This is a genomic window from Streptomyces sp. CBMA291, assembly GCF_014596525.1.
Lineage (GTDB): Bacteria > Actinomycetota > Actinomycetes > Streptomycetales > Streptomycetaceae > Streptomyces.
Genome location: NZ_MSJP01000108.1, coordinates 18,693 through 42,743, shown reverse-complemented (window position 1 = coordinate 42,743; position 24,051 = coordinate 18,693). Strand labels below are relative to the sequence as shown.

25 protein-coding genes are annotated in these 24,051 nt (G+C 71.3%); 13 read left to right on the top strand and 12 right to left on the bottom strand.

Annotated features, from left to right (window positions below):
• The first annotated feature begins 31 nt into the window (after window positions 1-31).
• The 3 genes from BU197_RS26600 to BU197_RS26590 all read left to right on the top strand — a co-directional run bounded on the left by BU197_RS26600 (window position 32) and on the right by BU197_RS26590 (window position 875).
• Complete coding sequence (locus BU197_RS26600; RefSeq protein WP_188270845.1) at window positions 32-217, top strand: twin-arginine translocase TatA/TatE family subunit; 186 nt, start codon at window positions 32-34, stop codon at window positions 215-217.
• Between the two features lie 112 nt (window positions 218-329).
• Window positions 330-596: a GlsB/YeaQ/YmgE family stress response membrane protein gene (locus BU197_RS26595; protein WP_188270844.1), complete on the top strand. Its 267-nt coding sequence runs from the start codon at window positions 330-332 to the stop codon at window positions 594-596.
• Window positions 597-668: 72 nt separating this feature from the next.
• Window positions 669-875 carry an antitoxin gene (locus BU197_RS26590; RefSeq protein WP_188270843.1) on the top strand — a complete coding sequence of 69 codons (207 nt, stop codon included), beginning with the start codon at window positions 669-671 and terminating at the stop codon, window positions 873-875.
• 157 nt (window positions 876-1,032) lie between these two features.
• On the opposite strand, the gene BU197_RS26585 is transcribed toward BU197_RS26590, so the two are convergent.
• From BU197_RS26585 to BU197_RS26565, 5 genes are all read right to left on the bottom strand, one after another.
• Window positions 1,033-1,977 carry a 3-carboxyethylcatechol 2,3-dioxygenase gene (locus BU197_RS26585; protein ID WP_188270842.1) on the bottom strand — a complete coding sequence of 315 codons (945 nt, stop codon included), beginning with the start codon at window positions 1,975-1,977 and terminating at the stop codon, window positions 1,033-1,035.
• On the bottom strand, window positions 1,974-3,746 hold the full coding sequence (locus BU197_RS26580) for a bifunctional 3-(3-hydroxy-phenyl)propionate/3-hydroxycinnamic acid hydroxylase (RefSeq protein WP_188270841.1): 1,773 nt from the start codon (window positions 3,744-3,746) through the stop codon (window positions 1,974-1,976). Before BU197_RS26580 ends, BU197_RS26585 begins: the two co-directional genes overlap by 4 nt.
• Window positions 3,747-3,759: 13 nt before the next feature.
• The gene (locus tag BU197_RS26575) at window positions 3,760-4,620 is read right to left on the bottom strand and encodes an alpha/beta fold hydrolase (RefSeq protein WP_188270840.1); all 861 of its coding nucleotides are present in this window, start codon (window positions 4,618-4,620) and stop codon (window positions 3,760-3,762) included.
• Window positions 4,621-4,872: 252 nt separating this feature from the next.
• Window positions 4,873-5,556, bottom strand: coding sequence for an IclR family transcriptional regulator (locus tag BU197_RS26570; protein ID WP_188270839.1), 684 nt, complete (start codon window positions 5,554-5,556; stop codon window positions 4,873-4,875).
• 38 nt (window positions 5,557-5,594) lie between these two features.
• Window positions 5,595-6,278, bottom strand: coding sequence for a TetR/AcrR family transcriptional regulator (locus BU197_RS26565; protein WP_188270838.1), 684 nt, complete (start codon window positions 6,276-6,278; stop codon window positions 5,595-5,597).
• Between the two features lie 110 nt (window positions 6,279-6,388).
• On the opposite strand from BU197_RS26565, the gene BU197_RS26560 reads away from it, so the two are divergent.
• The 4 genes from BU197_RS26560 to BU197_RS26545 all read left to right on the top strand — a co-directional run bounded on the left by BU197_RS26560 (window position 6,389) and on the right by BU197_RS26545 (window position 11,466).
• Entirely contained in the window at window positions 6,389-7,936 is a 1,548-nt protein-coding gene (locus BU197_RS26560) for a bifunctional 3-(3-hydroxy-phenyl)propionate/3-hydroxycinnamic acid hydroxylase (protein WP_188270858.1), read from the top strand.
• 126 nt (window positions 7,937-8,062) lie between these two features.
• Window positions 8,063-9,172, top strand: a complete 1,110-nt coding sequence (locus BU197_RS26555; protein WP_188270837.1) for a VOC family protein — start codon at window positions 8,063-8,065, stop codon at window positions 9,170-9,172.
• On the top strand, window positions 9,169-10,056 hold the full coding sequence (locus BU197_RS26550; RefSeq protein ID WP_188270836.1) for an alpha/beta fold hydrolase: 888 nt from the start codon (window positions 9,169-9,171) through the stop codon (window positions 10,054-10,056). Before BU197_RS26555 ends, BU197_RS26550 begins: the two co-directional genes overlap by 4 nt.
• A 186-nt stretch (window positions 10,057-10,242) precedes the next feature.
• Window positions 10,243-11,466, top strand: a complete 1,224-nt coding sequence (locus tag BU197_RS26545) for an MBL fold metallo-hydrolase (RefSeq protein ID WP_188270835.1) — start codon at window positions 10,243-10,245, stop codon at window positions 11,464-11,466.
• Window positions 11,467-11,550: 84 nt separating this feature from the next.
• On the opposite strand, the gene BU197_RS26540 is transcribed toward BU197_RS26545, so the two are convergent.
• The 3 genes from BU197_RS26540 to BU197_RS26530 form a co-directional block, all read right to left on the bottom strand.
• A complete protein-coding gene (locus BU197_RS26540) occupies window positions 11,551-12,390 on the bottom strand; it encodes a class I SAM-dependent methyltransferase (RefSeq protein WP_317452136.1) in 840 nt (279 codons plus the stop codon).
• A gap of 109 nt (window positions 12,391-12,499) precedes the next feature.
• Entirely contained in the window at window positions 12,500-13,162 is a 663-nt protein-coding gene (locus BU197_RS26535) for a response regulator transcription factor (protein ID WP_188270834.1), read from the bottom strand.
• Window positions 13,159-14,109: a sensor histidine kinase gene (locus tag BU197_RS26530; protein ID WP_188270833.1), complete on the bottom strand. Its 951-nt coding sequence runs from the start codon at window positions 14,107-14,109 to the stop codon at window positions 13,159-13,161. Before BU197_RS26530 ends, BU197_RS26535 begins: the two co-directional genes overlap by 4 nt.
• A 228-nt stretch (window positions 14,110-14,337) precedes the next feature.
• Here BU197_RS26530 and BU197_RS26525 point away from each other — a divergent pair, with 228 nt between their 5' ends.
• Together BU197_RS26525 and BU197_RS26520 are read left to right on the top strand one after the other, a co-directional pair.
• Window positions 14,338-14,808, top strand: a complete 471-nt coding sequence (locus BU197_RS26525) for a cation:proton antiporter regulatory subunit (protein ID WP_188270832.1) — start codon at window positions 14,338-14,340, stop codon at window positions 14,806-14,808.
• Between the two features lie 7 nt (window positions 14,809-14,815).
• Complete coding sequence (locus BU197_RS26520; protein ID WP_188270831.1) at window positions 14,816-16,063, top strand: cation:proton antiporter; 1,248 nt, start codon at window positions 14,816-14,818, stop codon at window positions 16,061-16,063.
• A 52-nt stretch (window positions 16,064-16,115) separates the two neighbouring features.
• Here BU197_RS26520 and BU197_RS26515 read toward each other — a convergent pair whose 3' ends face one another.
• Together BU197_RS26515 and BU197_RS26510 are read right to left on the bottom strand one after the other, a co-directional pair.
• On the bottom strand, window positions 16,116-17,585 hold the full coding sequence (locus BU197_RS26515; protein ID WP_188270830.1) for a flotillin family protein: 1,470 nt from the start codon (window positions 17,583-17,585) through the stop codon (window positions 16,116-16,118).
• A gap of 151 nt (window positions 17,586-17,736) precedes the next feature.
• Window positions 17,737-18,228 (bottom strand): hypothetical protein, encoded by a 492-nt coding sequence (locus BU197_RS26510; protein ID WP_188270829.1) that lies wholly within the window; start codon window positions 18,226-18,228, stop codon window positions 17,737-17,739.
• 183 nt (window positions 18,229-18,411) lie between these two features.
• Here BU197_RS26510 and BU197_RS26505 point away from each other — a divergent pair, with 183 nt between their 5' ends.
• Complete coding sequence (locus BU197_RS26505; RefSeq protein ID WP_188270828.1) at window positions 18,412-18,816, top strand: BlaI/MecI/CopY family transcriptional regulator; 405 nt, start codon at window positions 18,412-18,414, stop codon at window positions 18,814-18,816.
• Window positions 18,817-18,821: 5 nt separating this feature from the next.
• Window positions 18,822-19,754 (top strand): M56 family metallopeptidase, encoded by a 933-nt coding sequence (locus tag BU197_RS26500; RefSeq protein ID WP_188270827.1) that lies wholly within the window; start codon window positions 18,822-18,824, stop codon window positions 19,752-19,754.
• A gap of 206 nt (window positions 19,755-19,960) precedes the next feature.
• Here BU197_RS26500 and BU197_RS26495 read toward each other — a convergent pair whose 3' ends face one another.
• Entirely contained in the window at window positions 19,961-20,416 is a 456-nt protein-coding gene (locus BU197_RS26495) for a tellurite resistance TerB family protein (RefSeq protein WP_188270826.1), read from the bottom strand.
• Window positions 20,417-20,525: 109 nt separating this feature from the next.
• A complete protein-coding gene (locus BU197_RS26490) occupies window positions 20,526-21,773 on the bottom strand; it encodes an SLC13 family permease (protein WP_223183041.1) in 1,248 nt (415 codons plus the stop codon).
• Between the two features lie 217 nt (window positions 21,774-21,990).
• Between BU197_RS26490 and BU197_RS26485 the strand changes: the two genes are divergently transcribed.
• Window positions 21,991-23,211 carry a PLP-dependent aminotransferase family protein gene (locus BU197_RS26485; protein ID WP_188270824.1) on the top strand — a complete coding sequence of 407 codons (1,221 nt, stop codon included), beginning with the start codon at window positions 21,991-21,993 and terminating at the stop codon, window positions 23,209-23,211.
• Between the two features lie 110 nt (window positions 23,212-23,321).
• Window positions 23,322-23,753, top strand: coding sequence for a cell division protein SepF (locus tag BU197_RS26480; protein ID WP_188270823.1), 432 nt, complete (start codon window positions 23,322-23,324; stop codon window positions 23,751-23,753).
• The last annotated feature ends 298 nt before the right edge of the window (window positions 23,754-24,051 follow it).

Here is a 24,051-nt window from a genome sequence, read left to right as displayed (position 1 = left end):
CGCCACCCGCCACCGGGAGAAGACGTACCGCATGTTCGGCATCAGCGAACTCGCCATCCTGCTCATCGTGGTCATCGCGGTCCTCGGCGCCAAAAGACTTCCCGAACTCACCCGGTCCCTGGGCAAGTCGACGCGCATTCTCAAGAGCGAGGCGAGGGCGATGAAGTCCGACCAGGGGCATGGCGCCGCCGACAGCGCGGATACTGCTCGGAGTTAGGAAAGGCCCGCCTCGCCCCGGCGGTCGCGAGAGCGGCCGCGGAGAGCGGTCGAGGCGGCCACCGGACCGGTGTCGTTCCCGGCACTCCCCTCCATCGGAAGGCGGCTCATCAGTGGGCATCGTCAGCTGGATCGTGCTCGGCCTCCTGGCCGGCGCCATCGCCAAGTTCCTGCTTCCCGGACGCGATCCGGGCGGCCTCATCGGCACCACCCTCATCGGCATCGCGGGCGCCTTCATCGGAGGATGGGGCTCCGCGAAGTTCCTCGACCGGCCGATCCAGAACGAGTTCTACGACCCCGCCACCTGGGGTGCGGCCATCGGAGGCGCCCTCGTCCTCCTCGTCGCCTATCGACTCCTCTTCGGCAACTCCCGTAACTGAAGGCTCGACTGACCGACCGGTCGACTTGCCGAACGCCCACACCGCACCAGGAAGAAGGAACTCGACCGCACCATGTTCGACCAGCTGAAGGACCTCAAGGACAAGGCGATGGACCTGGCCGCCGAGCACGGCGACGTCGTCGCGCAGGGCCTGGAGAAGGTCGCCGACCTCGTCGACGACAAGACGGACGGCAAGTACAGCGAAAAGATCGACGCGGGTGTCGAGAAGGCCAAGGACTTTCTCGAAGACCTGGAAGAGAAGAAGGACGCGTCGAACTGAGCCCGTCCGAGGGCGCGTTACCAGGGCCGTACCTCACGGGGGCGGGCCGCGGACATCCGTCCTGCGGCCCGCCCCCGCGCGTCGGGCGGCGACCGCCGCGATGCCCGGGGTCGGCTCGCCGACCTTGCCGAGGCCTGCGTCGGTCGCACCGGTCGGGTCACCCCGTCGAGCGGGCCGTCATCACCCCGAAGCCCGCGATGTACTCCTTGACCGGACGGTAGAAGGAGGAGGCGACCTCGTACGGACCGGCGGCGCCGAGCGCGGCGAAGGCGGCGACCCAGGTCCGCACCTCGTGGGAGGAATTGCCCGCCTCCACCGCCATCCGCGCCGGATCCATCGCGTCCACGGGGGAGAGGTCCCCGGAGGCGAGGACGTCCATCAGGGCCCGGTCCCACTCGGGGTTCAGGTCCCGGATCGTGGCGGTGCCCGCCGCGAAGTCCCTCGCCGTGTCGATCACCCGCCGCTGCCGCAGCTCGCGCGCGGCGGCCGTGGGATGCCGGCCGTTCAGGAGCATCGCCCGGGTGGGCGCGTCGGCGGTGGCCCACTGCGGCACCGGCGGATCGTGGGAGAGCCCGCCGGAGCCGAGGAGCAGGACCCGCTCGTTCTCCAGACCCGCGAGATACGAGCCGATGGCCTCGCCGAGCCTGCGGACCCGGCGCATGGGCACGAACGGCCGGGCCACACCGTTGACGAAGACCGGGACGACGGGGACGGCGTCGACGCCCCCGAAAAGGATCTCCAGCGGCTGGACCGCCCCGTGGTCCACCTCCATGCGCCGTGAGATCGCGATGTCCAGATCGTGCTCGGCCAGCCACTGCGCCAGCTCCCCGGCCCGCTCCTCCGGTACGTCCAAGGGGCCTTCGGCGGTCCCGTAGTCCCCGACGCCGACGGCCGCGTAACCGACGCAGAACGGCGGCATCAGATCGTGGAAGAAGCCGTTGTAGTGATCGGGCGCGAAGGAGACGACCAGAGTCGGTTCGTACTCCCGCACGAACGTCCGTGCCTGGTCGAAGGCGGTCTCGACCGCCTCGGTCACCTCCGGGGGCGGCTCGGCGAAGTCGAGCAGCGGGCTGTGCGACATGGTGACGAGGGCGAGGCTCATCCTCGGTCCCCTTCCCGGGTGAGGGCAGCCGCCGAGACGACCGCGGCGAGGGCGCGCGGGGCCTGCGCGGCGAGCGAGGCGGCGGCCACGAACCGGTCGGGGCGCAGGACGACCAGGCCGCAGGCCCGGACGTCGAACCAGTCCTTGAGCGCCCCGGTGAGGTCCCCGGCGACGGTGACCGGCACGGCGGAGTCGGCGAACCGGCGCTCGGCCCAGGCGCGCTGCGGCTCGGGCACGAAGGAGACGAGCCGGACGCGATGGCGGCGGATCAGGTCCAGATCGGCCGGGGAGAGGTACGCCGTCGGGTCGGTTCCCCAGGTGGCGAGGGCCCACCAGTCGCCGGTGACCTCGTCGAGCAGGACGTCCGGGGCGTCGGCGGTGGAGACGCGGGGCTGGATGAACTGAAGCCCGACCGGCGAGATACCGTTCGCCGAGTCGACGAACGGGGCCAGCCGACCGCGTTTGAACCCGGCGTCCGCCCGTCCCGGCGCCAGGGTCGCCTGATCGACGACGACCCCCGTGGCGTACCGGGGCATCGGCTTGAACCGCAGCTCGGTGAAGTACGACTTCCACTTCGGCACGAGGTTGAGCGCGGCGGCGGAGACATCGCGCAGGCGGCCGCCGAGCGGGCCCATCTTCATCACCGTACCGGCCGCCATGTTCACATCGATCATGTCGGAGGCGTGCTTGCGGCGCTCGGCGGTGTACGTGTCGAGGAGGGAGTCACGGGCGTCGCCGCGCAGGACGGCGGTCAGCTTCCAGGCCAGGTTGGTCGCGTCCCGGATGCCGGAGTTCCAGCCCTGGCCGAGCCAGACGGGCATCAGATGGGCGGCGTCCCCGGCGAGGAAGACCCGGCCCTTGCGGAAGTCGGTGGCCACCCGCCCGTGATGGGTGAAGGTCCGCTGGTTGATGATGGTCAGCGCGGCGGGGTCCGGCACGTGCCGGGCGAGCAGCCCGCGCATGAAGACGGGGTCCTCGGCCAGTTCGGTGGGCTCGTCGTCGTGGAGCATGAACTCCCAGCGGCGCACGCCCTGGGGCAGACCGATGGAGACGTACGGACGGCGGGGGTCGGCGCCCAGATAGACGGAAGGGGTGCCGATCGGGTCGTTCTCGACGTCGACGACCACCCAGCGGGTGGAGGGCGACCGGCCCTCGAAGCCCACACCCATCCACTTGCGGGTGAAGGAACTTCCGCCCTCGCACCCCACGACGTAGCGGGCGGTGAAGGAGACGGTCCCCTCGACGCCGCCGTCGGGGTCCAGCCGCTCGGCGCTGACCAGGACGCGGTCGCCCTGCTCTTCGATGCCCACGACCCGGTGCCCGTGGTGGAGCACGGTCTTCGGGAAACGGCCGAGCCCGGCGGCGAGTTCCCGGTCGACGAGGGGCTGGATGAATCCGTGCTTGCGCGGATATCCGAACTCCCGCGTCCTCGGGTCGTTGGTGGCGAGCACCTGCCCCCGGCCGTTCACCAGACGCACCACGTGGTGCGGGACGGTGAAGGGGCGGACCCTCTCCCACAGCCCCGCCGTGGCCAGGGTGCGGATCGACTCGTCGTCGAGCCCCACGCCCCGGGGGTAGTCGATGAGTTCATGGCGGGCTTCGAGGACGAGGGCCGCGTGGCCGCGCGCGCCGAGCAGGTTGGCGAGCGTGAGTCCGACCGGACCGGCACCGATGACGAGGACGTCGGTGTCGGGGGCGTCGTCGGTGCTGGTGCCGGTGCTGGTGTCGGCCCTGGTCCCGTTTCCGGGCTCGTTGTCGTGTGCGTTCATGACCGGGTCCGGATCAGTGGTGGGTCAGGAAGTCGACGACGAGGCGGTTGAACTCCTCGGCGTGCTCGATCATCGCCCAGTGGCCGCAGCGGTTGAGCAGGACGAGCCGGGAGTCGGGGATGTTGGCCAGCAGCCAGAGGCTGGTCTCGTAGTGCAGGACCCGGTCGTCCTTGCCGTGGATCAGCAGCGTCGGCGCCGTGATGCCGGGGATGGCGTCGCGGTCGACCTTGATCGGGATCGGCGCTCCGTGCGCCAGCCCCTCGACGTAGTTGCGCAGGTGGTCGGGGCGGGCGAGCGCCGCCTCGGAGCGGGCGCGGGTCAGCTCCGGGGTCGCGAACCGCTCCTTGTCGTAGGTCATGATCTCGACGAGCGCCCGCATGTTCTCGGGGCTCGCGTCCTTGTACGCCTTGACGAGGACCTTCAGCCCCTCGCTCGGTCCGCCGCCCGCGCCGAAGAGGGAGGCGGGACCGCGTCCGAGCGAGGCGCCCATGGTCACGAGGTGGGTGAGCCGCTCGGGGTGCAGGGTCGCGAAGCGGACGGCGGTGTGCGCGCCCATCGAGTTGCCGACCAGGGCCGTCCGGGCGAGTCCGAGTGCGTCCAGGAACTCCACGAGCGTCGCGTCGTGGTCCATGTCCCGGGTCGCCTGGGCGTCGGAGTCGCCCCAGCCGGGCATGTCGGGCGCCAGGACGTGGAAACCGGCGTCCGCGACGGCCGCGATGTTGCCCGAGAAGTTCGACCAGCCCGTGGCGCCGGGGCCCGAGCCGTGCAGGAGCACGACCGGGGTGGCACCGGGCCGGCCGGCCTCGTAGTAGCGCATCCGGAGGCCGGAGGGGAGGGCGATGTCGCGGGCTGCGGCTTCTTTGCTGAGAGACATGACCTGCACACCTTCTCGTGCACTATATGCACGCTGACGCTTGATAAATGCACGACGAACTTCATGGAACGCCCAGGTGAGGGGAATGTCAACAGGTGGCGGGCGCCTTGTGCGATCGGCCGACGTGCCGCCGTACGGCCCAGGGAGGTGCTTGGGCGTGGCCGCGTGCAGCCGGTCGGGGCGCTTTCGTACGGTCTGCCGACGCGCTTCCCATACGGGTTGGCGGCGTGCTTCCCGTACGGGCCGGGGCGCTCAGCCGACGAGGTCGGCGCGCACTCTCTCGGCCGCCGCTACCAGCACCGGTCCCGCGCCCTCGGCGGTCTCCGGGCGGTAGGTGATGAGGTTCAGGCACGCGGGCGGTAGGCCCTCGACCGCGAGCGGGGCCGCCACCCCGTAGGCGCCGGGTTCAACCTCGCCGAAGGTCGACGCGAAGCCCCGTTCGCGCGCCTCGGTGACGTTCGGCGCCTCGCCGGGCGAGGGCGACTGGGCGGCGAGGAGCGCGACCCCCGCCGAGCCCCGGCCCAGCGGGTGACGGCTGCCGGTCTTGAAGCTGAGCACGTACGAGGCGCCGGGCGGCTCGACCACGGAGAGCGCGACGGCCTGACCGCCCTCGACCACCAGCAGCGAGACCGTGGCGCCCAGTTCGGCCGCCAGACCGTGCATGACCGGTTCCGCCGCCGAGCGGAGCGTGGCCTGGATACCGGTCGCGAGGGCGGCGAGCCCGGCGCCGGTGCGGTACCGGCCGTCGGCGCCCCGGGTCACGAGATGGAACTCCGCGAGCGTGGCCAGCAGACGTGAGGCGATGGACCGGTGGACGTCCAGCCGGGCGGCGACTTCCTGGATGCTCAGGCCGTCACCGGCCATGCTGACGAGTTGCAGGACGCGCAGTCCGCGGGCGAGCGTCTGCGTTCCTGCGGCGCGAGGGGTATCCGTCATGCCCGAAGCCTAGGCCGTGGCGTACGGCCGGGACCGGATCAGGCCTGGTCCCGGCCCTGATCCTGGTCCTGGTCCTTGGCCTGGTCCTGGCCCGTGAGCGCTCGCTCGCCGACGCTCGTCAGGGCGGTGGCCAGCTGTCCCATCAGGCGGTCGTGGAGCGTCGTGGGGTTCGCCTGGAGGGCAAGGAAGGCCCCGTCGAAGCTCGCGATGGCGAAATCGACGCTCTCGTCGGCCACCCGCACGGCCTGGTCGGGGGCGATCGTCTCGAAGGCGTGGGTGATCAGGGTGTGCAGGTTGGAGCGGGCGTGGGACCTGACCCGGGCGACGATCTCGATGGTCTCGGGGGACTCGCCGCTGAGCAGCAGCAGGACGAAGAGCCGGAGGAACTCCGGATGGTCGACGACCCTGGCGCCCGCCTCGGCGAGGGTGCGGCGCAGATACGTCTCCGGGGTCTCGCCCGGCTCGGCCGAGGGGGTGGTGACGTCCGCGAAGAAGCGGTTCGCCCCGCGCTCCATGACGGCGGCGAGAATGCCCAGCTTGGACTTGAAGTGCCAGTAGATCGAGCTGTTGGGAAGCCCCGATTCCCGTGCGATGTCGGCGATGCTCGTGCCGTCGTAGCCGCGGATCGACATCATGCGCGAGGCGGCGTCGAGGATCTCGTCACGCGAGCGATCCCCTTGGAGCAGGCGCTTGTTGCGGCGCCCGGCGATAGTCGTCGGCATGGCCACATTCTAGCTGGAGTGTTTGTTCCAGAACCCTTGACAGGTGTCGGCCGCCCTCTTCTAATGGGCCCCACATTCTGTCTGGAATGTTCATTCCGGAAGTGAGACACATGCGCCACCACTACGACACCGACGTCGTGATCATCGGCTATGGCCCCTCGGGCGTCGCCGCGGCCAACGCGCTCGGCAGCCTCGGAATCAGTGCCCTCGCCTTCGAACGTCACCAGGACGTCTACAACCGGGCCCGTGCCGTCACGGTCAACGACTGGACGATGCGCCTCTTCCAGCAGATCGGTCTCGACGAGCGGGTCAAGGCCGACATGGACCCCACCGCCGCCCTGCGCTGGATCACCTACGAGGGCCGGGAACTCATGCGGGTGCCCTTCCCGCCCGGCACGCTCGGCCACGCCACCTCGTACGCGATCTACCAGCCGGCCATGGAGCAGACACTCCGCGAAGGAGCCGCCCGCTTCGGCGACGGGATCCGCGTCTCGTACGGCACCGAGGTGACCGACCTCGTCCAGGACGCGGACGGCGTGACCGCCACCGTCCGTGACCTCGCCACCGGCGAGACCTCCACCATCCGCGCCCGCTACGCCCTTGCCTGCCACGGCGGCGAGACCCCGACCAGGGAACGCCTGGGCGTCAACCTGGTCGGCGACACGCTCGACGTCCGCTGGGTCGTCATCGACGGCAAGGTGAAGCGCTGGTGGCCCGACCGGCACATCCTCACCTTCTGGTCCGACCGGGAGCGTCCCGTCGTGGACATCGCGCTCGGCGGCGACAACCACCGCTGGGAGTTCCCGCTCAAGCCGGGGGAGACGGACGCCGACTTCGCGGACCACGAGGACCTCTGGCCGCTCCTCGACTCGCTCGGGGTCTCCCGCGACGACATCGAGATCCACGGCCACGCCTTCTACAGCCACCACGTCCGCTCCGCCGAGAGCTGGCGCATCGGCGAACGCCTCTTCCTGCTCGGCGACGCCGCCCACCTCATGCCCCCGTGGGCCGGTTCGGGCATGCAGTCGGGCATCCGGGACGCGTTCAACATCGCCTGGAAGCTCGCCGGAGTGCTCGGCGGCACCCTGCCGGAGTCCATCCTCGACTCCTACGAGGCCGAGCGGCGCCCCGACGTCGACTTCTACACCCAGGTCTCCGTCCAACTGGGCCGCCTCATCAAGCAGGAACTCACCCCCGAGGAGCAGGCGGGCATGGCCGCCGCCCAGGAGAACGGCGAACTGCCGCCGCTGCTGTGGCCGCCCGCGTACGCCGCGGGCTGGTTCACCGGCATCGACGCACCGGCCGGGCGTCCCACCGGCATCGTCGGCCGGATGATCCCGCAGCCGCGCGCCGCGACCGTCACCGGTCTCATCGGCCCGCTGGACGACCTCCTCGGCGACGCCTTCGTCGTCCTCGGCGACAACGTCGACCCGCGCACCCTGCTCACCGAGGAGGAGCGGGAGGCCTGGACGGCGCTCGGCGCCCGGTTCGTCGCCCTCCGCTCCACCGACCGGGCCTCCGAAGGCACCGACGACATCGTCGACATCGACGGCACCCTCGTCGACTGGCTCCGCGAACACGGCGCCCGCGTGATCGCCGTACGCCCCGACCGGTTCGTCGCCGCCGCCGACACCACCGGCCTCTCCGTACCGGCCTGAACCCCTCCGCCAGCGATCGACGACTTCCGATCGACGACTTCCGATCGACGACTTCCGATCGGCGAATCCGGATCGGCGACTCCCGATCGGCGACCCCGATCATCAATCCCCCCAGGAGCATTCACCATGAGCGCCACCATCAAGGAGCTCTCGTACGTCGGCATCGAGGCCTCGGACCTTGATGCCTGGAGCGGTTTCCTCGGCGAGCTGCTCGGCGTCATGCCGGCCCGCGTCGAGGACGACGTCCGCACCTTCCGCCTCGACGACTACATCCACCGCACCATCGTCGAGCGAGGCCCGAAGAACGACATCTCGTTCGCCGGTTTCGACTGCGGCTCCGACGCGGACCTGGACGAGGTCGTCGCGCTGCTGCGGGCCGAGGGCCACACCGTCGACGAGGGCGACGAGGCGCTCACGACCGAACGCGGGGTCGCCCGGATCTTCGTGACCCACGACCCCGAGGGCATCCGCGTCGAACTCGTCAACGGTCTGCGCAAGGCCACCGAGCCGTACCACAACGAGGTCAACAAGTTCGGTTTCCAGACCGACCAGGGCGGCGCCGGGCACATCTTCCTGCTCTGCAAGCCGGGCGGCCGACAGGCGATGCTCGACTTCTACGGCCACCTGGGCTTCCGGATCTCCGACTACATCAAGGAGGAGATGGCCCCGGGCGTCTTCATCGACGCCGCCTTCACCCACTGCAACGGCCGCCACCACACCATCGCCTTCGCCGAGGCGCCCGCGCCGTTCAAGCTGCACCACCTCCTCATCGAGAACAACGCGCGCGAGGACGTCGGCTGGGCCTACGACCGCGTCACCCAGGCCCGGGTCCCGCTGCTCATGACCCTGGGCATGCACCCGAACGACAAGATGTTCTCCTTCTACGCCCACTCGCCCTCCGGCATCGCCGTCGAGTTCGGCTGGGGCGGCCTCATCATCGAGGACGAGGAGGCGTGGGAGGTCGCGCGGTACGACGCGATCAGCCTCTGGGGCCACAAGAACGCCCGCGAACTCGGGAAGTGGCTCATCGAGAGCGCCGACCGGGGCGACGCGCTCCAGCGCGCCGCCGTCGACGAGGCGGTCGCGGCGGCGGCCGTCACGTCCGGGGCCGTCGTCACCGCCGGGGACGAGGTCGCCGAGGGCGTCACCGCCGGGGACGAGGCCGCCGGGTCCGCCCCGGCCGAGTCCGGCACCGTCGATTCCGTCGCGGCCGAGGACGGGGAGCGGCAGTCGTGAACCGCCCCGTCACTCCCGCACCCGCGACCGGCCCCCTGCCGGAGGTCCGGAGCCGGGACGTCGACGCCGGAGTACACCGCCTCAGGGTCTACACCTGCGGGGACCCCGGAAACCCGGCCGTCGTCTTCGTCCACGGGTCGGGCCCCGGTGTCAGCGCCCCCTCCAACTGGGAGCACCTGATGCCGGTGTTCGCCTCGGCCGGGTACTTCGCCCTCGCCCCCGACGTCCTCGGGTTCGGGGACTCCGCGCACCCCGACCCCGCGCCCCCGGGCGGCATGGTGGCGTACACCGATCTCCGCGCCCGCTCCCTGATCGCCCTCCTCGACGCCCTGGACGTCCGTACGGCGCACTTCGTCGGCAACTCCATGGGCGGCATGATCACCCTCCGGATCGCGCAGATCGCCCCCGAGCGCCTTTCGAAGATCATCCTCATGGGTTCCGGCGGCGCGCCCCTCGCCCCGACCGCCGACCTCATGCGGCTCATCACCTTCTACGACGACCCCTCGCCCGAGGCGATGGCCGACCTGCTCGTGCGCTTCGTCGACGACCCCGGTCTGTTCGCGGGCAGGCTCGACGAGATAGCCGAGGACCGGGCCACCAAGGCCAACCGGCCGGACGTACGCCGCTCCCACCTGGCCACGTTCGACCCGGAGCACGGACCCGTCAAGTACACCGAGGAGGAGCTGGCCCGCATCCCGCACGAGGCCCTGGTGCTCCACGGCAGGGAGGACCGGATGCTGCCGGTCCGGGCGGGCTACTACCTCGCCGAACACCTGCCCAACGCCCAGCTCCACGTCCTGCCCCACGCCGGGCACTGGATCCAGATCGAACAGGCGGAGCGCTTCGCCGAGCAGGCGTTGCTGTTCCTGGGCGAGCGCGTCTGAGCCACCGGGCCCCGCGCGTCCGAGCCACCGGGCGAGCGCGACCGAGCCGGCGTCCCCGCGTGTCCCCTCTTTCCCCTTCTCTCGCTTTCCCCTGTCCCCGGAACCATCCGAATTCCGGTCGGTGTCCGCCCGTACGGGAGTCCACCCGTACGTGCACCGGCCGCATCGCTTGAACGGAGCAGCAAAGTGTGTGACCTCCCCAGCCACGCGAACGAAGCAGGCGTTTCCTCCGTATCCCGACGGCGGCTCCTCGGCGGCGCCGGGGCCGTGGCGCTCGGCGCCGGTCTCGCCGCGGCGGGCGGCACCGCCAGCGCCGCCGCGGCCCCCGCAGCCAATGCCAACGCCAACGCCAACGGCAATGGCAACGGCAACGGCGCGAAGCACCGCACCCGGCTCGTCCTCCTCGGCACCGGCGGCGGCCCGATTGTGCTCAGCGGTCATCGCAACGGCATCGCGACGGCCGTCGTGTACGAGGACAAGGTGTACGTGGTCGACCTCGGGCACGGAGCGCCCCTCCAGCTCTACCGCTCGGGTCTCCTGGGCGACCCGTCGGACCTCGGCAAGGTGCGCGGGATCTTCTTCACGCACATGCACTCCGACCACGTCGCCGAATGGCCGGCCCTCTACGCCACCGGGCCGGTCAACGGACGGCTGCGAAACCCGCAGGACCGCATCCACGTCTTCGGTCCCGGTGACCGTCCGGTGCCCGCGCGGGTCTTCCCGCCCACGCGCCCGGAGCCGGAGCCGGTCAACCCCGGCGGTCCGATCTCGGGCATCTCCGAGATGACCCGCTGTCTCCGCCCGGCCTTCGCCGCCGACTTCGAGGACCGCATCCGGGACTCCAACATGGTCGACCCGGACGCCATGTTCGCCCTCCACGACATCGACATCTCGCCGTACTGGACGGTGGACGCGTCCGGGATCCCGCCCCGGCTCCCGGCCGGAACCCGCATCCCGGTGTGGCGGGACGGCGATGTGACGATCACCGCCACGCTCGTCGACCACCGGCCGACGGCCCCGGCGTTCGCCTTCCGCTTCGACACCCCCGACGGCTCCGTGGTCGTCTCCGGCGACACGGGCCCCTCGGAGAACCTGATCGACCTGGCCAAGGACACCGACTACCTGGTGCACGAGGTCATCGACCCCCGCTACGTCGACCAGATGGTCGCGACCCTGCCCGAGGCCACCCAGGCACCGGTACGGCAGCACCTCCTCGAATCGCACACCACCATCGAGCAGGTGGGCCGCGACGTCGCCGAACGGGCGGGCGCCCGCAACCTGGTCCTCACCCACATGGTCCCGATGAACAACCCGGTGTCCCGCTGGCGCACCGCGCAGAAGGGGTACGGCGGCAAGCTGATCGTCGGCGAGGACCTGATGGAGCTGGGGGTCGGCAAGCGCCGTCGGTGACGGACGGCGTGGGGCACGAAGGGGTCTTACGGGTGTGGTGCCCGCACCGGCACCCGTAAGACCCCGCCCTCGCAGGGCCCCGCCCTACTCCGGCCGGTTCGCGGTGACGACGTAGTAGTCGAGGACCCCCTCCTCGTGAGCACGCAGGAAGTTACGGGGCCAGGTCCCGGGCTCCCACCACTGCGCGAGCCAGCGGTCCCACCCCGGCCAGACGTCCGGGCCGATCGACTCGACGCGCACCTCCGCGAGCCCGGCCGCCACGAACGCGCCGGTGAGCGCCCCCACCGGCCGGGCGATGTCCAGACCGCTGGCGAACGTCTCCAGGAGCCGGGCCGCTTCCTCGGCCCTGCCGGGCGCGTCGTCCACGGTGAAGAAGCTGGTGACGGCCACCCGCCCGCCCGGCCGCAGCACCCGCGCCGCCTCCCGGCCGAAGGCCTCCAGGTCGGGGAAGTGCTGGGCCGCCTCCACGCTGACGAGGGCGTCGACCTCACCGTCCGCCAGCGGCATGCGCTCCGCCGCTCCCTGGACGAACCGCAGCCGTCCGCCCTCCGCCGCGAGGAACTCGGCTTGGGCGGCCCGCGCCCGCCGCAGCTGCTCGGGATGGATGTCCATGCCGGTCACGGCGGCGGGACCGTACTCCCGCAGGGCCACCGCGCATCCCATGCCGAGCCCGCAGCCCACATCCAGGAGCCGGGCGTCCTTCGGCAGCGCGGCGGCGTCCAGGACGTACCGGTAGAGGCCCTCCTGGCTGCGGACCCGGTCCGCCTCGCTCAGCGGGCGGTCCAGGTCGACGGCCCGCCAGTACCCGAAGTTGATGAACCCACCGGCGAAGATCTTCTGCGCGCCCAGATCGGCCGGTCCGTACGTCTCGCGCACCGTGGGCCGCATGGCGGGCGCTTCCTGCGGGGTGCCGTCGTCCGTCACTGTGCCGTACCTCCAGGAAACCGGTCCGTCGTTCCGTCATTCCGTAGCGAAGCCATCCCACCGTGAGAACTCCGCGGACGACAGACGGGTAACGGCCACCCGAAGGGCCCTACGGCTCGATCAGCCCCACCCTGATCGCGTACCGCGTCAGCTCCAGACGGTCCCGCAGGCCCAGTTTCTGGAGGAGGTTCGCCCGGTGCCGTTCCACCGTCTTGGGGCTGATGACCAGCAGATCGCCGATCTCCTTCGAGCTGTGGCCCTCCGCCACGAGCTTCAGGATCTCCTCCTCGCGCTCCGTGACCGCCTTGGCGGGGAGGGGCCTGCCCTGCTCCGCGCGGTCGAGGTAGGTGCGGATCAGGGCCGTCTCCGCGCCCGGGTAGATGAACGGCTCGTCGCGCACCGCCGCCCGGCACGCCTCCACCAGGTCGCGATCGGCCACCGACTTCGGGACGTAGCCGCTCGCACCCGCCTTCAGCGCCTCGAAGAAGTACTGCTCGTTGTCGTACATGGTGAGCATCAGGATCCTCAGCTCCGGCTGGAGCCTGCTGAGTTCCCTGGCGGCCTGGAGCCCGGTCCTGAGGGGCATCGAGATGTCGAGGACGGCCAGGTCGACCGGCTCGGAACGGGCCAGGGCCACCGCCTCCGCGCCGTCCGCGGCCTCCGCCACGACCATCAGGTCCGGTTCCGCGTCGAGGATCAGCCGCACCCCGCCGCGGACCAGCGCGTGGTCGTCCGCGAGCAGGATGCGGGTGGGGGAGTTCGGTTCCGTCATGACGTCGCCCTCGTACCTCGCGTGTGGAGGCGGATTTCCGTTCCGCCGTCGTCGCCTTCGCGGACGGTCAGCTCCGCGCCGATCAGCAGGGCCCGCTCCCGCATGCCCAGGATCCCCGCGCCGTCGGGCGCCCCGCCGATCCCACGCCCGTCGTCCTTGACCAGCAGCCCCACCCCGCCGTCCGGGAGGCCGCTCAGACGCACGTCGACATGGCTCGCGCCCGCGTGCCGTGCGGTGTTCGTCACACCCTCCTGCGCCACCCGGTAGAGCACCAGCTCCGTCGCCTCGTCGAGCCGGGGCAGTCCCGGCTCGACGTACGGCCGCACGGTCAGGGACCGCGTCGAGAACTCCGAGGCCAGTGACCGCAGCGCGCTGTGCAGCCCCAGCTCCTCCAGGACCCCGGGGCGCAGCCGACGCGCGATACGGCGGATCTCCTCCAGACCGGCACGGGTCGTCTCCTGTGCCTGGTGCAGCTCCGACCGCAGCCCCTCGGGGGCGTGATCCGCCGCGTGCTTCAGCTGGAGCAGGACGGCGGTGAGGGTCTGCCCGACCTCGTCGTGCAGCTCCCGCGCGATCCGCCGGCGCTCCTCCTCCTGCGCGGAGAGCGCTCTCGCGGTGCTCGTGGCCCGCTCGGCTTCGAGCCGGTCCAGCATCGTGTTGAACGTCCGGGTCAGATCGGCGATCTCGCCGCGCCCCGGCACCTCCGGGCGCCGACCGGGCCGCAGCAGGTCCGCCGTCCGCATCGCCCGGGTGAGGCGCCGGAGCGGCGCCAGGGTGACCCGCAGGAGGAAGCCGGTGGCGAGGAGCGTCGCGAGCAGCCCGCCCATCAGGACGATCGCCTCGCCGAGCAGGACGGGGGTGGAGACCGTCACCGGGCCGAAGAGGAGCAGGGCGGCCGTCACCAGGACGCAGGCGTTGAGAAGGAAGATACGCCAGTACAGCGACACTGCTCCGGCTCTCCCGTCGAGTCGTACGCCAAGCCCTCGGACGGGTTCCCGACCTGCGGCGGGATTTCTCTCCCCGCCCCATCCTGACCGGCTTCGCGGTGTCTTGTCCATCCGTGCCGACACCCATGTTCCGGCGCTTCCTGCGGATGGCACGATGTCCCGCGCACCACGACCATCCACCCTCACCCACGACCCCAAGGAAGGGACGGGCCTGTGCCTGCTCCGCGGATGAGAACGACACCCCTGCCCGGCATCGGAGTCCAGTACGACTTCACGACCCGGGAACACCGGCACCTGTCGGTCATCGCACACCGCGACGGGACCCGGACCGTGAACGTGTACCGGGGCGACGACCCCGACGCCTGCGCCCAGTCGCTGCACCTCACCGAGACCGAGACGTCCTCGCTGATCGACGCGCTGACGCCCGCGCACCACAATCCGAACGTCCTGCACACCATCGACATGGGCCTCGTCGCCGAGCGGATCGAACTGTCCGCGCACTCCTACTGGAACGGGCGGGTGCTCGGCGACACCCGGATGCGCACCGAGGCGGGCGCCTCCATCGTGGCCGTACTGCGCCGCTCCGGGGCGATACCGTCCCCGACGCCGGACTTCAGGCTGGCCGGCGGTGACACGCTCATCGTCATCGGCACCCGCGAGGGTGTCGACGCGGCCGCCGCGATCCTCGGTCGGGAGTGAGGACGGCGTGCATTCCGCGGTCTTCCTGATCGAATTCGGCGCGATCATCCTCGGGCTCGGCCTGCTCGGACGACTCGCCGGACGGCTCCGGTTCTCTCCCATTCCCCTCTACCTCCTCGCGGGGCTCGCCTTCGGCAAGGGCGGCCTGCTGCCGTTCAACGCCAGTGACGAGTTCGTCGCCATCGGCGCCGAGATCGGCGTCATCCTGCTGCTCCTCATGCTGGGTCTGGAGTACACGGCGAGCGATCTCGTCTCCAACCTCAAGACCCAGTACCCCGCCGGTCTCGTCGACTTCGCCCTCAACGCCCTGCCCGGTGCGGCCGCCGCGCTGCTGCTCGGCTGGGGGCCGGTCGCCGCCGTCGTCCTCGCCGGTGTCACCTGGGTCTCCTCCTCCGGAGTCATCGCCAAGGTCCTCGGCGACCTGGGACGCCTCGGCAACCGGGAGACCCCGGTGATCCTCAGCATCCTGGTCCTCGAAGACCTCGCCATGGCGGTCTACCTGCCGATCATCACGGCCCTGCTCGCCGGGGTCGGTCTCGCGGCCGGCAGTGTGACGCTCGCCGTCGCCCTGGGCGTGGCGGGCCTCGTGCTCTTCGTCGCCCTCCGCTACGGGCGTCTGATCTCCCGGTTCGTCTCCAGCGACGACCCGGAGAAGCTCCTCCTCGTGGTTCTCGGCCTGACGCTGCTCGTCGCCGGAGTCGCCCAGCAGCTCCAGGTGTCCGCCGCCGTCGGCGCGTTCCTCGTCGGCATCGCCCTGTCCGGGGAGGTCGCCGAGGGAGCCCACACCCTGCTGAGCCCCCTGCGGGACCTGTTCGCCGCGGTGTTCTTCGTCTTCTTCGGACTGCACACCGACCCGACCAGCATCCCCCCGGTGATCGTCCCGGCGCTCGCGCTGGCCTTCGTCACCATGCTCACGAAGATCGCCACCGGCTACTGGGCTGCCGGTCGCGCCGGCATCGGCGCCAAGGGACGCTGGCGGGCGGGCGGCACCCTGGTGGCACGCGGCGAGTTCTCCATCGTCATCGCCGGACTCGCCGTCACCGCCGGGGTGGAGCCCCAGTTGGGGCCCTTCGCCACCGCCTATGTCCTCATCCTCGTGGTGATCGGTCCGCTCACCGCCCGCTTCACCGAGCCGGTCGCCGCCTACTTCATCCGGCGCCGGACCTCCGCGGCCCTCGAACCCGAGCCTGCCGCCGCCCCGGAGACGCTTCCCGGGCCCGTGCGGGACACGGAGTCCGCCGACCGCGTCGTGTGACCGACGGGGTCCACCGGCCGCGTGAACGAGCGGGTGAGCGGCGGCGTACGGCTCAGTCCGATATCGCTATCGACTCCGGCTCGACCGCTTCCCGCCTGACGGCTTCCCGACGAGCCGCGTCCCCGCGGACGGCTTCCTGACTGGCGCCACCGGCGTCCTTCCGCGTGAAGCCCTGGAGCAGCGTCGCGAGGTCCACTCCCGTGGTGGAGGAGAGCAGCTCCATGCCCTGGGCGACGTTGTCGGTGACCGTACGGGACAAGCGGCTCGCCCCGTCGGTGGAGATGACCGTCATCTTGTCGATCGCCGACAGAGGCTCGGAGGCCTTCGCCACCACCTGCGGCAGTACCTCGACGAGCATTTGCAGCACGGCCGCGTCGCCGTACCGGTCGAAGGCGTCGGCCTTCTTCTCCATCGCCTCGGCCTCGGCGGAGCCCTTTGCGGCGATCGCCGCGGCCTGGGCCTCGCCCTCGATCCGTACGGCGTCGGCGAGGGCCGCGCGGTGGGCCTTCTCACCCTCACCGGTGAGCCTGGCCCGCTGCGCGTCCGCCTCCGCCTCCTTCACCAGGGCGATCCGGCGGGCCTCGGCCTCCTGCTCGGCCTGGTAGCGGGCCGCGTCGGCCGGCTTGCGGACCTCGGTGTCGAGCTGACGGTCGGTGAGTTCGGCCTGGCGCGCGGCCACCTTCTCCTGCTCCGTCAGGATGTCCTGCTGACGTGCGGCCTCGGCGAGCGGACCCGCCGCGTTCGCCTGGGCGGCCGCCTCGTCGGTCTGGGCCTTGATCTCGGCCTGCTTCAGATACAGCGTCCGCTGGGCGATCGCGATCTCCTCCTCGGCCTTCAGCCGCGCCTGCTCGGCGGCGCGCCGGGCGACGGCCTCGGCGATGTCCGCCTCCTGCTTGGCACGGGCGGCCTCGGGGCGCCCCAGGTCCTCCAGGTAGGAGCCCTCGGTGGTGATGTCCTGGATCTGGAAGGCGTCCAGGATCAGGCCCTGCCCGGAGAGGCTGGCCTCCGCCTCCTCGGCGACCTGCCCGGCGAAGGCGGCCCGGTCCCGGATGATGTCCTCGACCGACATACGGCCCACGATGGAGCGCAGCGCCCCGGACAGCACCTCCTGGGTGAAGCCGACGATCCCGTTCTGCTGCATCAGGAACCGCTGCGCCGCCGCCCGTATCGAGTCCTCGTTGCCGCCGACCTTGACGATCGCGACCCCCTCCAGGTTCGCCTTCACCCCGCGCAGGGTGACCGCGCCGCGTACGGCCACCGGAATGTGCCGGCTCGACAGGTCGAGGGTGTACTTCTGCTGCACGAACGGGATGACGAACACTCCGCCACCCACCACGACCTTCTGGCCGCTGTTGTCGGTGAACACCCGGCCGGTCGCGGGATCGGTGGCCTTCTTGCCACGCCGGCCGGTGATGATGAACGCCTCGCTGGGACCGGCGACCTTGTAGCGCGTGACGACGACGAGGCCGAGCAGCACGACGAGGGCGACGATGCCCACCACGGCGGTGAGGACAGGGCTCATGAAGAAATCCCCTTGAATGAAATGAGCGGAAGGACAGGTACGAAGGGGGCGGGGGGGAGGAGAGAGGGGGAGAGGAGAGAAGGGAAAGAATGTGGGGCGGGGTCGGGAAAGGAGGATTCCGGAAAGGGGGAGTACCGGGAGAGTGGTGTCGTCAGTCGACGGGGCGGACGGTCACCGAGGTGGGCGACAGAACCGCGTCCACCCAGACCCGGGAGCCCCGGGCGACCGGCGTGGCCGACTTCGCCGCGTACTTCACCGGCTGCCCCGCGAGATACAGCAGAACCTCGCCGTACCCCTCGGCGGGTATCGCCGTGACCACCGCGCCCGACGTGCCCGTCAGGTCTTCTCCCCGGGGCGCGGGCGCATCCCCGTCACGTATCAGAGTCCTGCCGAACCACCAGGTCGACCAGCCCGCGAGAACACCGGCGGCGACCCCGACGAGGGTAGCGACGAGCACCCCGGCGCCGGTCGCGCCCGTCACGATCGCCCCGGTGAAACCGAGCGCCGAGACGAAACCGGCGATCACCGGCAGCGAGAGGAATCCGTCGAGACCGCCGCCCAGGCTTTCCAGAAGCCCGTCGAAGACGAGGGAGAGCGCGAGGACGACCAGTCCCGCGATACCGAATCCCAGAAACCATCCCATGCGAACCGATCCCCCTCTGGTTCTGTCGCGGTCCCTCTCGATCCCTTTAGATCTCTTTCCTTATCGAGAATTGTTCCACGCGGAAGTCCTGGGGGATATGGGTGTTGTCACCCATTGACTCCCCTAGGGGACGCGGCCGTTCAGTACGATGAGTCGCTGATCCGAAGCCGAGGAGGGCGACGAATGACGGACCGGAGCGAGGGTGGGGCTGGGCCCTTCCCGCGCAGACGAGCACAGGGCGAACTGGAGACCCAGGTGCTCGCCGCACTGCGCGAGGCATCCGAACCGGTCCCGGTGGCCTGGGTGCGCGAGCGCCTCGGCGGCGGCCTCGCCTACACCACCGTCATCACCATCCTCACCCGTCTCCGGACGAAGGGTGCCGTCGAAAGCGAGCGCGCCGGACGCTCATTCCACTGGACGGCCGTCGCCGACGAAGCCGGGCTCGCCGCCCTGCGCATGCGCCGGGTGCTGGACGCCGAAGCCGATCGTCAGGCGGTCCTGGCCAGCTTCGTCACCGCACTCTCGCCGAACGAAGAGCGACTCCTTCGTGAACTCCTCGCCCAGAACGCCGAGGAGGAGGAAGGCTGACCGTCATGGGCGTCTTCGTCTTCCTCCCCCTGGTCCTCCCGCTCACCGCGTGGCCGGTCGCCCGCCTCGCGGAACAGCGGCTCGATCCCCGGACCGCCACCCGGCTGCTCTCCGCCGTCGCGGGCGTCTTTGCCGTGTGCAGCACGCTCTGTCTCGGCCTGCTCATGATCGTCGGTACCGCCCAACTGCCCGGCAACCCGCTCCCCGACAGCTGGTCCGACCCTGATGTGCGGGCGGCCCTTCCGTACGACGAGATCGTCGGTCGCGCGGCGATCCCCGCCCTCCTCGCGGTCCTCGTCTCCTGCGGAGTGGCGGCCTGGCGTCAGCTCCGGATGCGCCGCCGGGCGGCGGGCGCGCTCGCCGGGCTGCCGCCGACATCCGTCGCGGTACTGCCGGACCGCACTCCGTACGCGTACGCGCTGCCCGGCGGACGTGGGCGGATCGTCGTCAGCACCGGCATGCTCACCGGGCTGACCTCGGCCGAGCGACGTGCCCTCTTCGCCCATGAGCGCGCCCATCTGGCCGGGCGTCATCACCGGCATCTTCTGACGGTCCTTCTCGCGGCGCGGGCGAACCCGTTCCTGCGGCCGCTGCGTACCGCCGTCTCGTACACCGCCGAACGCTGGGCCGACGAGGAGGCGGCCGCCGAGGTCGGCAGCCGTCGCGCCGTCGCCCGCGCCATCGGCAAGGCGGCGCTGCTGGCGCCCCGCGCCCCCGCCGCCACGCTTCCCGCCCTGGCGGGCGCGGGTCCGGTGCCCCGCAGAGTCGCGGCCCTGATGCGTCCGGCCCCGGCCGGCCGGGCCTGGCCGCCGGCCTGGACAGCCGCAGGGCTGGCCGCGTGGTGCGCCGCCTTCGGCACGACAGTGTCCGCGCTGGCTTCCGCGAACTCTGCGGTCACGCTGATCCTCGTCCTGCGCGGGGTCGCGGCGCCGATGTAGTGCGGCGGGCTCTCGGCGCGAGCGGCCCGCCTTCTTGTGACCGGTCGCAGGAGGGCGCGGTGCGGACCGGTCGCCGGGCATCGGTGCGGGCCTGACGCCCTGGCGGCAGGGTCGGGCTGGGCTGGGCGCCCCCTCTCGTACGGGGTCGCCCGCCCGCCCCGCCGGGCCGGTCGCCCGGCCCGGAAGGGTTCTCCCCGAGCCGTCCCTTACAGGTCGAACTCGTGCGGCGGCAGGTCCAGGGTGAAGCACGCCTCGCGGACGACCGCCTGCTCGGTCTTGTCGAAGTCGCCGTCGGCGCCGCCGATCACGATGCCGATCTGGACCACGGCACGGGCCTCGGCCGGCTTCTTCTTCGCCTTGGCGATCTCCTGGAGCACGCTGACCTTGCCGAAGTCGAAGTCGGCGGTCAGCTTGTTCAGGTTGTCGTCGAAGCGGCGCTGGAGGTCGATCGCGTCGAAGTTCTGAAGCACCTCGTTGGTCGCGATGAGCTGGGCGACGCGACGGCGCTCGGCGGGGTCGATCGTGCCGTCGGCGGCGGCGACCAGCGCGCACATGGCCATGCTCGCGTCCCGGAACGCGCCGCTCTTCAGGTCGTTCTTCTTCGCCACCAGCTGGGTCTGCATCGTCGATGCGGATTCCTTGATGCGGTCCCACAGGGCCATGAGTACTCCAGACGTCGATAACTTCTACGTTGGTGTAGAACGTAGCAGCGGGTCACGGGGTTCCCGGGACGGCGAGGAACTCGCGGGTCGGCAGGGCCGGACGGGACCGTCAGCCGCCGCTGAGCCGGAGCGACAGCCACAGCGCCACCGTCGACGACGCCAGCACTGCCGGAACCGTCAGGAGGCCGAGGAGGGTGAACTCCCGCAGGGCCACGGGGTGCCCGTGCTCCTGGGTGATGCGGCGCCAGAGGAGGGTGGCGAGGGAGCCCGCGTAGGTGAGGTTCGGTCCGATGTTCACCCCGAGCAGCACGGCGAGCACCGCCCCCGGGCCCGAGGGCGCCACCAGCGGGACCAGGGCGAGGGTCGCGGGAAGGTTGTTGATGACGTTGGCGAGGACCGCGGCGATCGCGGCGATCCCGAGCAGCGCGGCAAGGGAGGTGCCGTCCGGCAGGACGTGGGAGAGGGCCGACCCGAGACCGTTGTCGACGACGGCCCGTACGACGACGCCCAACGCCAGGACGAACGCGAGGAACGGCAGCGCCGCCGACCGCGCGAGAGCCCGCGGAGTCGTACGCCGACGGGCCAGCGCGCGTACGGCGAGGACGCCTGCGCCCGCTGCCGCCGCCCACGCCGGGTCGACCCCCGCCGCCGAGGCCACCGCGAAGCCGCCGAGGGTCCCCGCCACGGTGAGCAGGGCGAACAGAGGAAGCGGTGCTGCCGGGGGAGGAGTGGCCGGGGTCGCGGGTGCGGCCAGATCGCGCGCGAAGAAGCGGCGGAAGACGGCGTACTCGACCGCGATCGCGGTGAGCCACGGGAGCAGCATCAGCAGGGCGAACCGGGTGAATCCGAGACCGCTCGCCGTGAACGCGAGCAGGTTCGTCAGATTCGACACGGGCAGGAGCAGCGAGGCCGTGTTGGAGAGGTGGGCGCTCGCGTATACGTGCGGTCCGGGGCGGGCGCCCATCCGGGTGGCGGTCACGAACACCACCGGAGTGAGCAGGACGACCGTCGCGTCCAGACTGAGGACGGCGGTGATCGACGAAGCCAGGGCGAACACGGCGCCCAGCAGCCGGTGTGGCCTGTGGTCGGCCCAGCGGGCCGTCCAGGTGCCGCACGCCTGGAAGAGCCCCTCGTCGTCGCAGAGTTTCGCGAGGACGAGGACGGCGGCCAGGAAGCCGATCACCGGACCGAGACGTTCCGCCTCCTCGCGCACCGCCCCGGGGGTGATCGCACCCACGGCGAGGACGACCCCGGCGGCGGGTACGGCGAAGACGGCCTCGGGCAGGCCGAACGGGCGGGCGACGGCGCAGAGCAGCACCACGGCGAGTGCGACGGCGGACACGGATGCGACGAGCATGCGTTCGATCATCCGGGTGGTTTCCGGCCGGGATGTCGGCGGGTAGGGATCGACGAGGACACCCCCACCAGCCCCCACCCCGCGCCGGACCTGACGGACGGCTTCGAAGCGCCCCGGAGCCCCGCCCTGGTCAGCGGCCCTGACGACCCCAACTCGCCTGCGACAGAAGGGAATCCCGGGATCTGGACAGTGCCTTGGCGCTCTATATGCTGACAGCATGCTTTCTGCCGCCGCGCCCGCGACCCCCCATGTCCCTTCCGCCGCCCCCGTCCCGGCCGTCTCCTCCCGGCTGGCCGACGTCGGTCCGTCGCCGGTAAGGGAGATCCTGGCACTCACCGCGCGGCCCGAGGTGATCAACTTCGCGGGCGGCCTCCCGGCCCCCGAACTGTTCGACGTCGAGGGCCTCCGGGCCGCGTACGACCGCGCCCTGACGGAGAACCCGCAGTACGCGCTCCAGTACTCGACGACCGAGGGCGACCCGGAACTGCGTACGGCCGTCGCCGCCCGGCTCACCGCACGCGATCTGCCCACCGAGGCCGACGACCTGCTCGTCACCACCGGCTCGCAGCAGGCCCTCACGCTCCTGACCACCGCGCTCGTCGAGCCCGGCTCCGTCGTCCTCGTCGAGGACCCCTGCTACCTCGCGGCCCTCCAGACCTTCGGCTTCGCGGGCGCCCGGATCGTTCCCGTCCCCACTGACGACCAGGGCATCATCCCGGAGGCGCTCGAAGAGATCGCGGTCCGCGAGCAGCCCACCCTCCTCTACCTCGTCCCCACCTTCCAGAACCCGACGGGCCGCACCCTGCCCGCCGAGCGGCGCCACGCCGTCGCCACCGCCGCGGCACGCCACGGCTTCTGGATCGTCGAGGACGACCCGTACGGTGAGCTGCGCTACGAAGGAGAGCGCGTCCCCTTCGTCGCCGCCGACCCCGTCGCCGCCGACCGCACCGCCCTGATCGGCTCCTTCTCCAAGGTGATGGCACCGGGGCTGCGCCTCGGCTACCTGCGCGCCCCCGCCGGGCTGCGACGCGCCTGCGTGATCGCCAAGCAGGCCGCCGACCTGCACACCTCGACCATCGACCAGGCCGCGGCCGCGCGTTACCTGCGGGACAGCGACCTCGACGCGCATGTCGCCGTGATACGCGCCGCCTACCAGGAGCGCCGGGACGCGATGCTCGACGGGCTGGCCGGAGCGCTGCCGGAGGGCAGCCGGTGGAACAGGCCGGAGGGCGGCATGTTCATCTGGGCGACCCTGCCCGCGGGATACGACGCGACGACGCTGCTCGCGACCGCCGTCGGCCACGAGGTGGCGTATGTGCCGGGAGCGCCGTTCTTCTGCGGCGAGCCGGACCCGGGCGCGATGCGGCTCTCGTTCACCACGCACTCGGCGGACGAGATCAGGGAAGGGCTCCGGAGGCTCTCCAAGATCTTCGCGTAGCCTTCGCGGAACCTCCCACGGCGCCCGGGGCCCGCGCCCCGCGCGTCGTCCCCGGTCATCACCTCGTGTCGTTGTTGGGCCGAACGGGTGAGGAGCGGGAGGATGGGGCCATGAGTAGGTACGAGAGGTACGACGTCACCGACGAGCAGTGGGAGGGCCTCGCCCAGGTCGTGCCCCTGCGCGGTCGCGACGAATGGCCGTCCAGGGTCGACCACCGCACGATCCCCGAGCAGTACGAATCCGCCGAACAGCGCCGCATGGTCGTGATCCGTGTGCAGGTGTTCGCAGACGCACGCGAGGTCGCCGAGTACCTCATTGCCCAGATCCCGGTGCTCCTCGATCTTACGAGTGCCGACACCGAGGTCGCCAAGCGCATCCTCGACTTCAGCAGCGGCGTGGTCTTCGGGCTCGGCAGCGGGATGCACCGCGTCGACCGGAACGTCTTCCTGCTCGCCCCCGCGGGTACGGAGGTCGAGGGCATCGTGGGAGAGGGCGAGGACGAGGTGATGGGCGGCAAGGCCGCCAGCGTCCCTCGATCGTAGGAAGGTCATCTAGACGTAACGGTTCGTCAGTGCATGGAGTGCATACGGTCCGGGCATGGATCTCACCGGCGGCTCCGCGCTCGCCCGTACGTCAGACGTCCCATCCCCCGTCGCCTCCGCTCAGGCCGACCCTGCCCCGGCCCCCGCCGGCCCGGTCGGCACGAACCCGGTCGTCCCGGCCCAGGCCGGTCCGCCCCCGATCGTTCCCGCCCAGGCCGGTCCGCCCCAGGCCCAAGCCGCCTCGGACGCTAACCAGGCCGCACAGGCCCCGGCAGTCCCGGACCAGGCCGCCGCGATC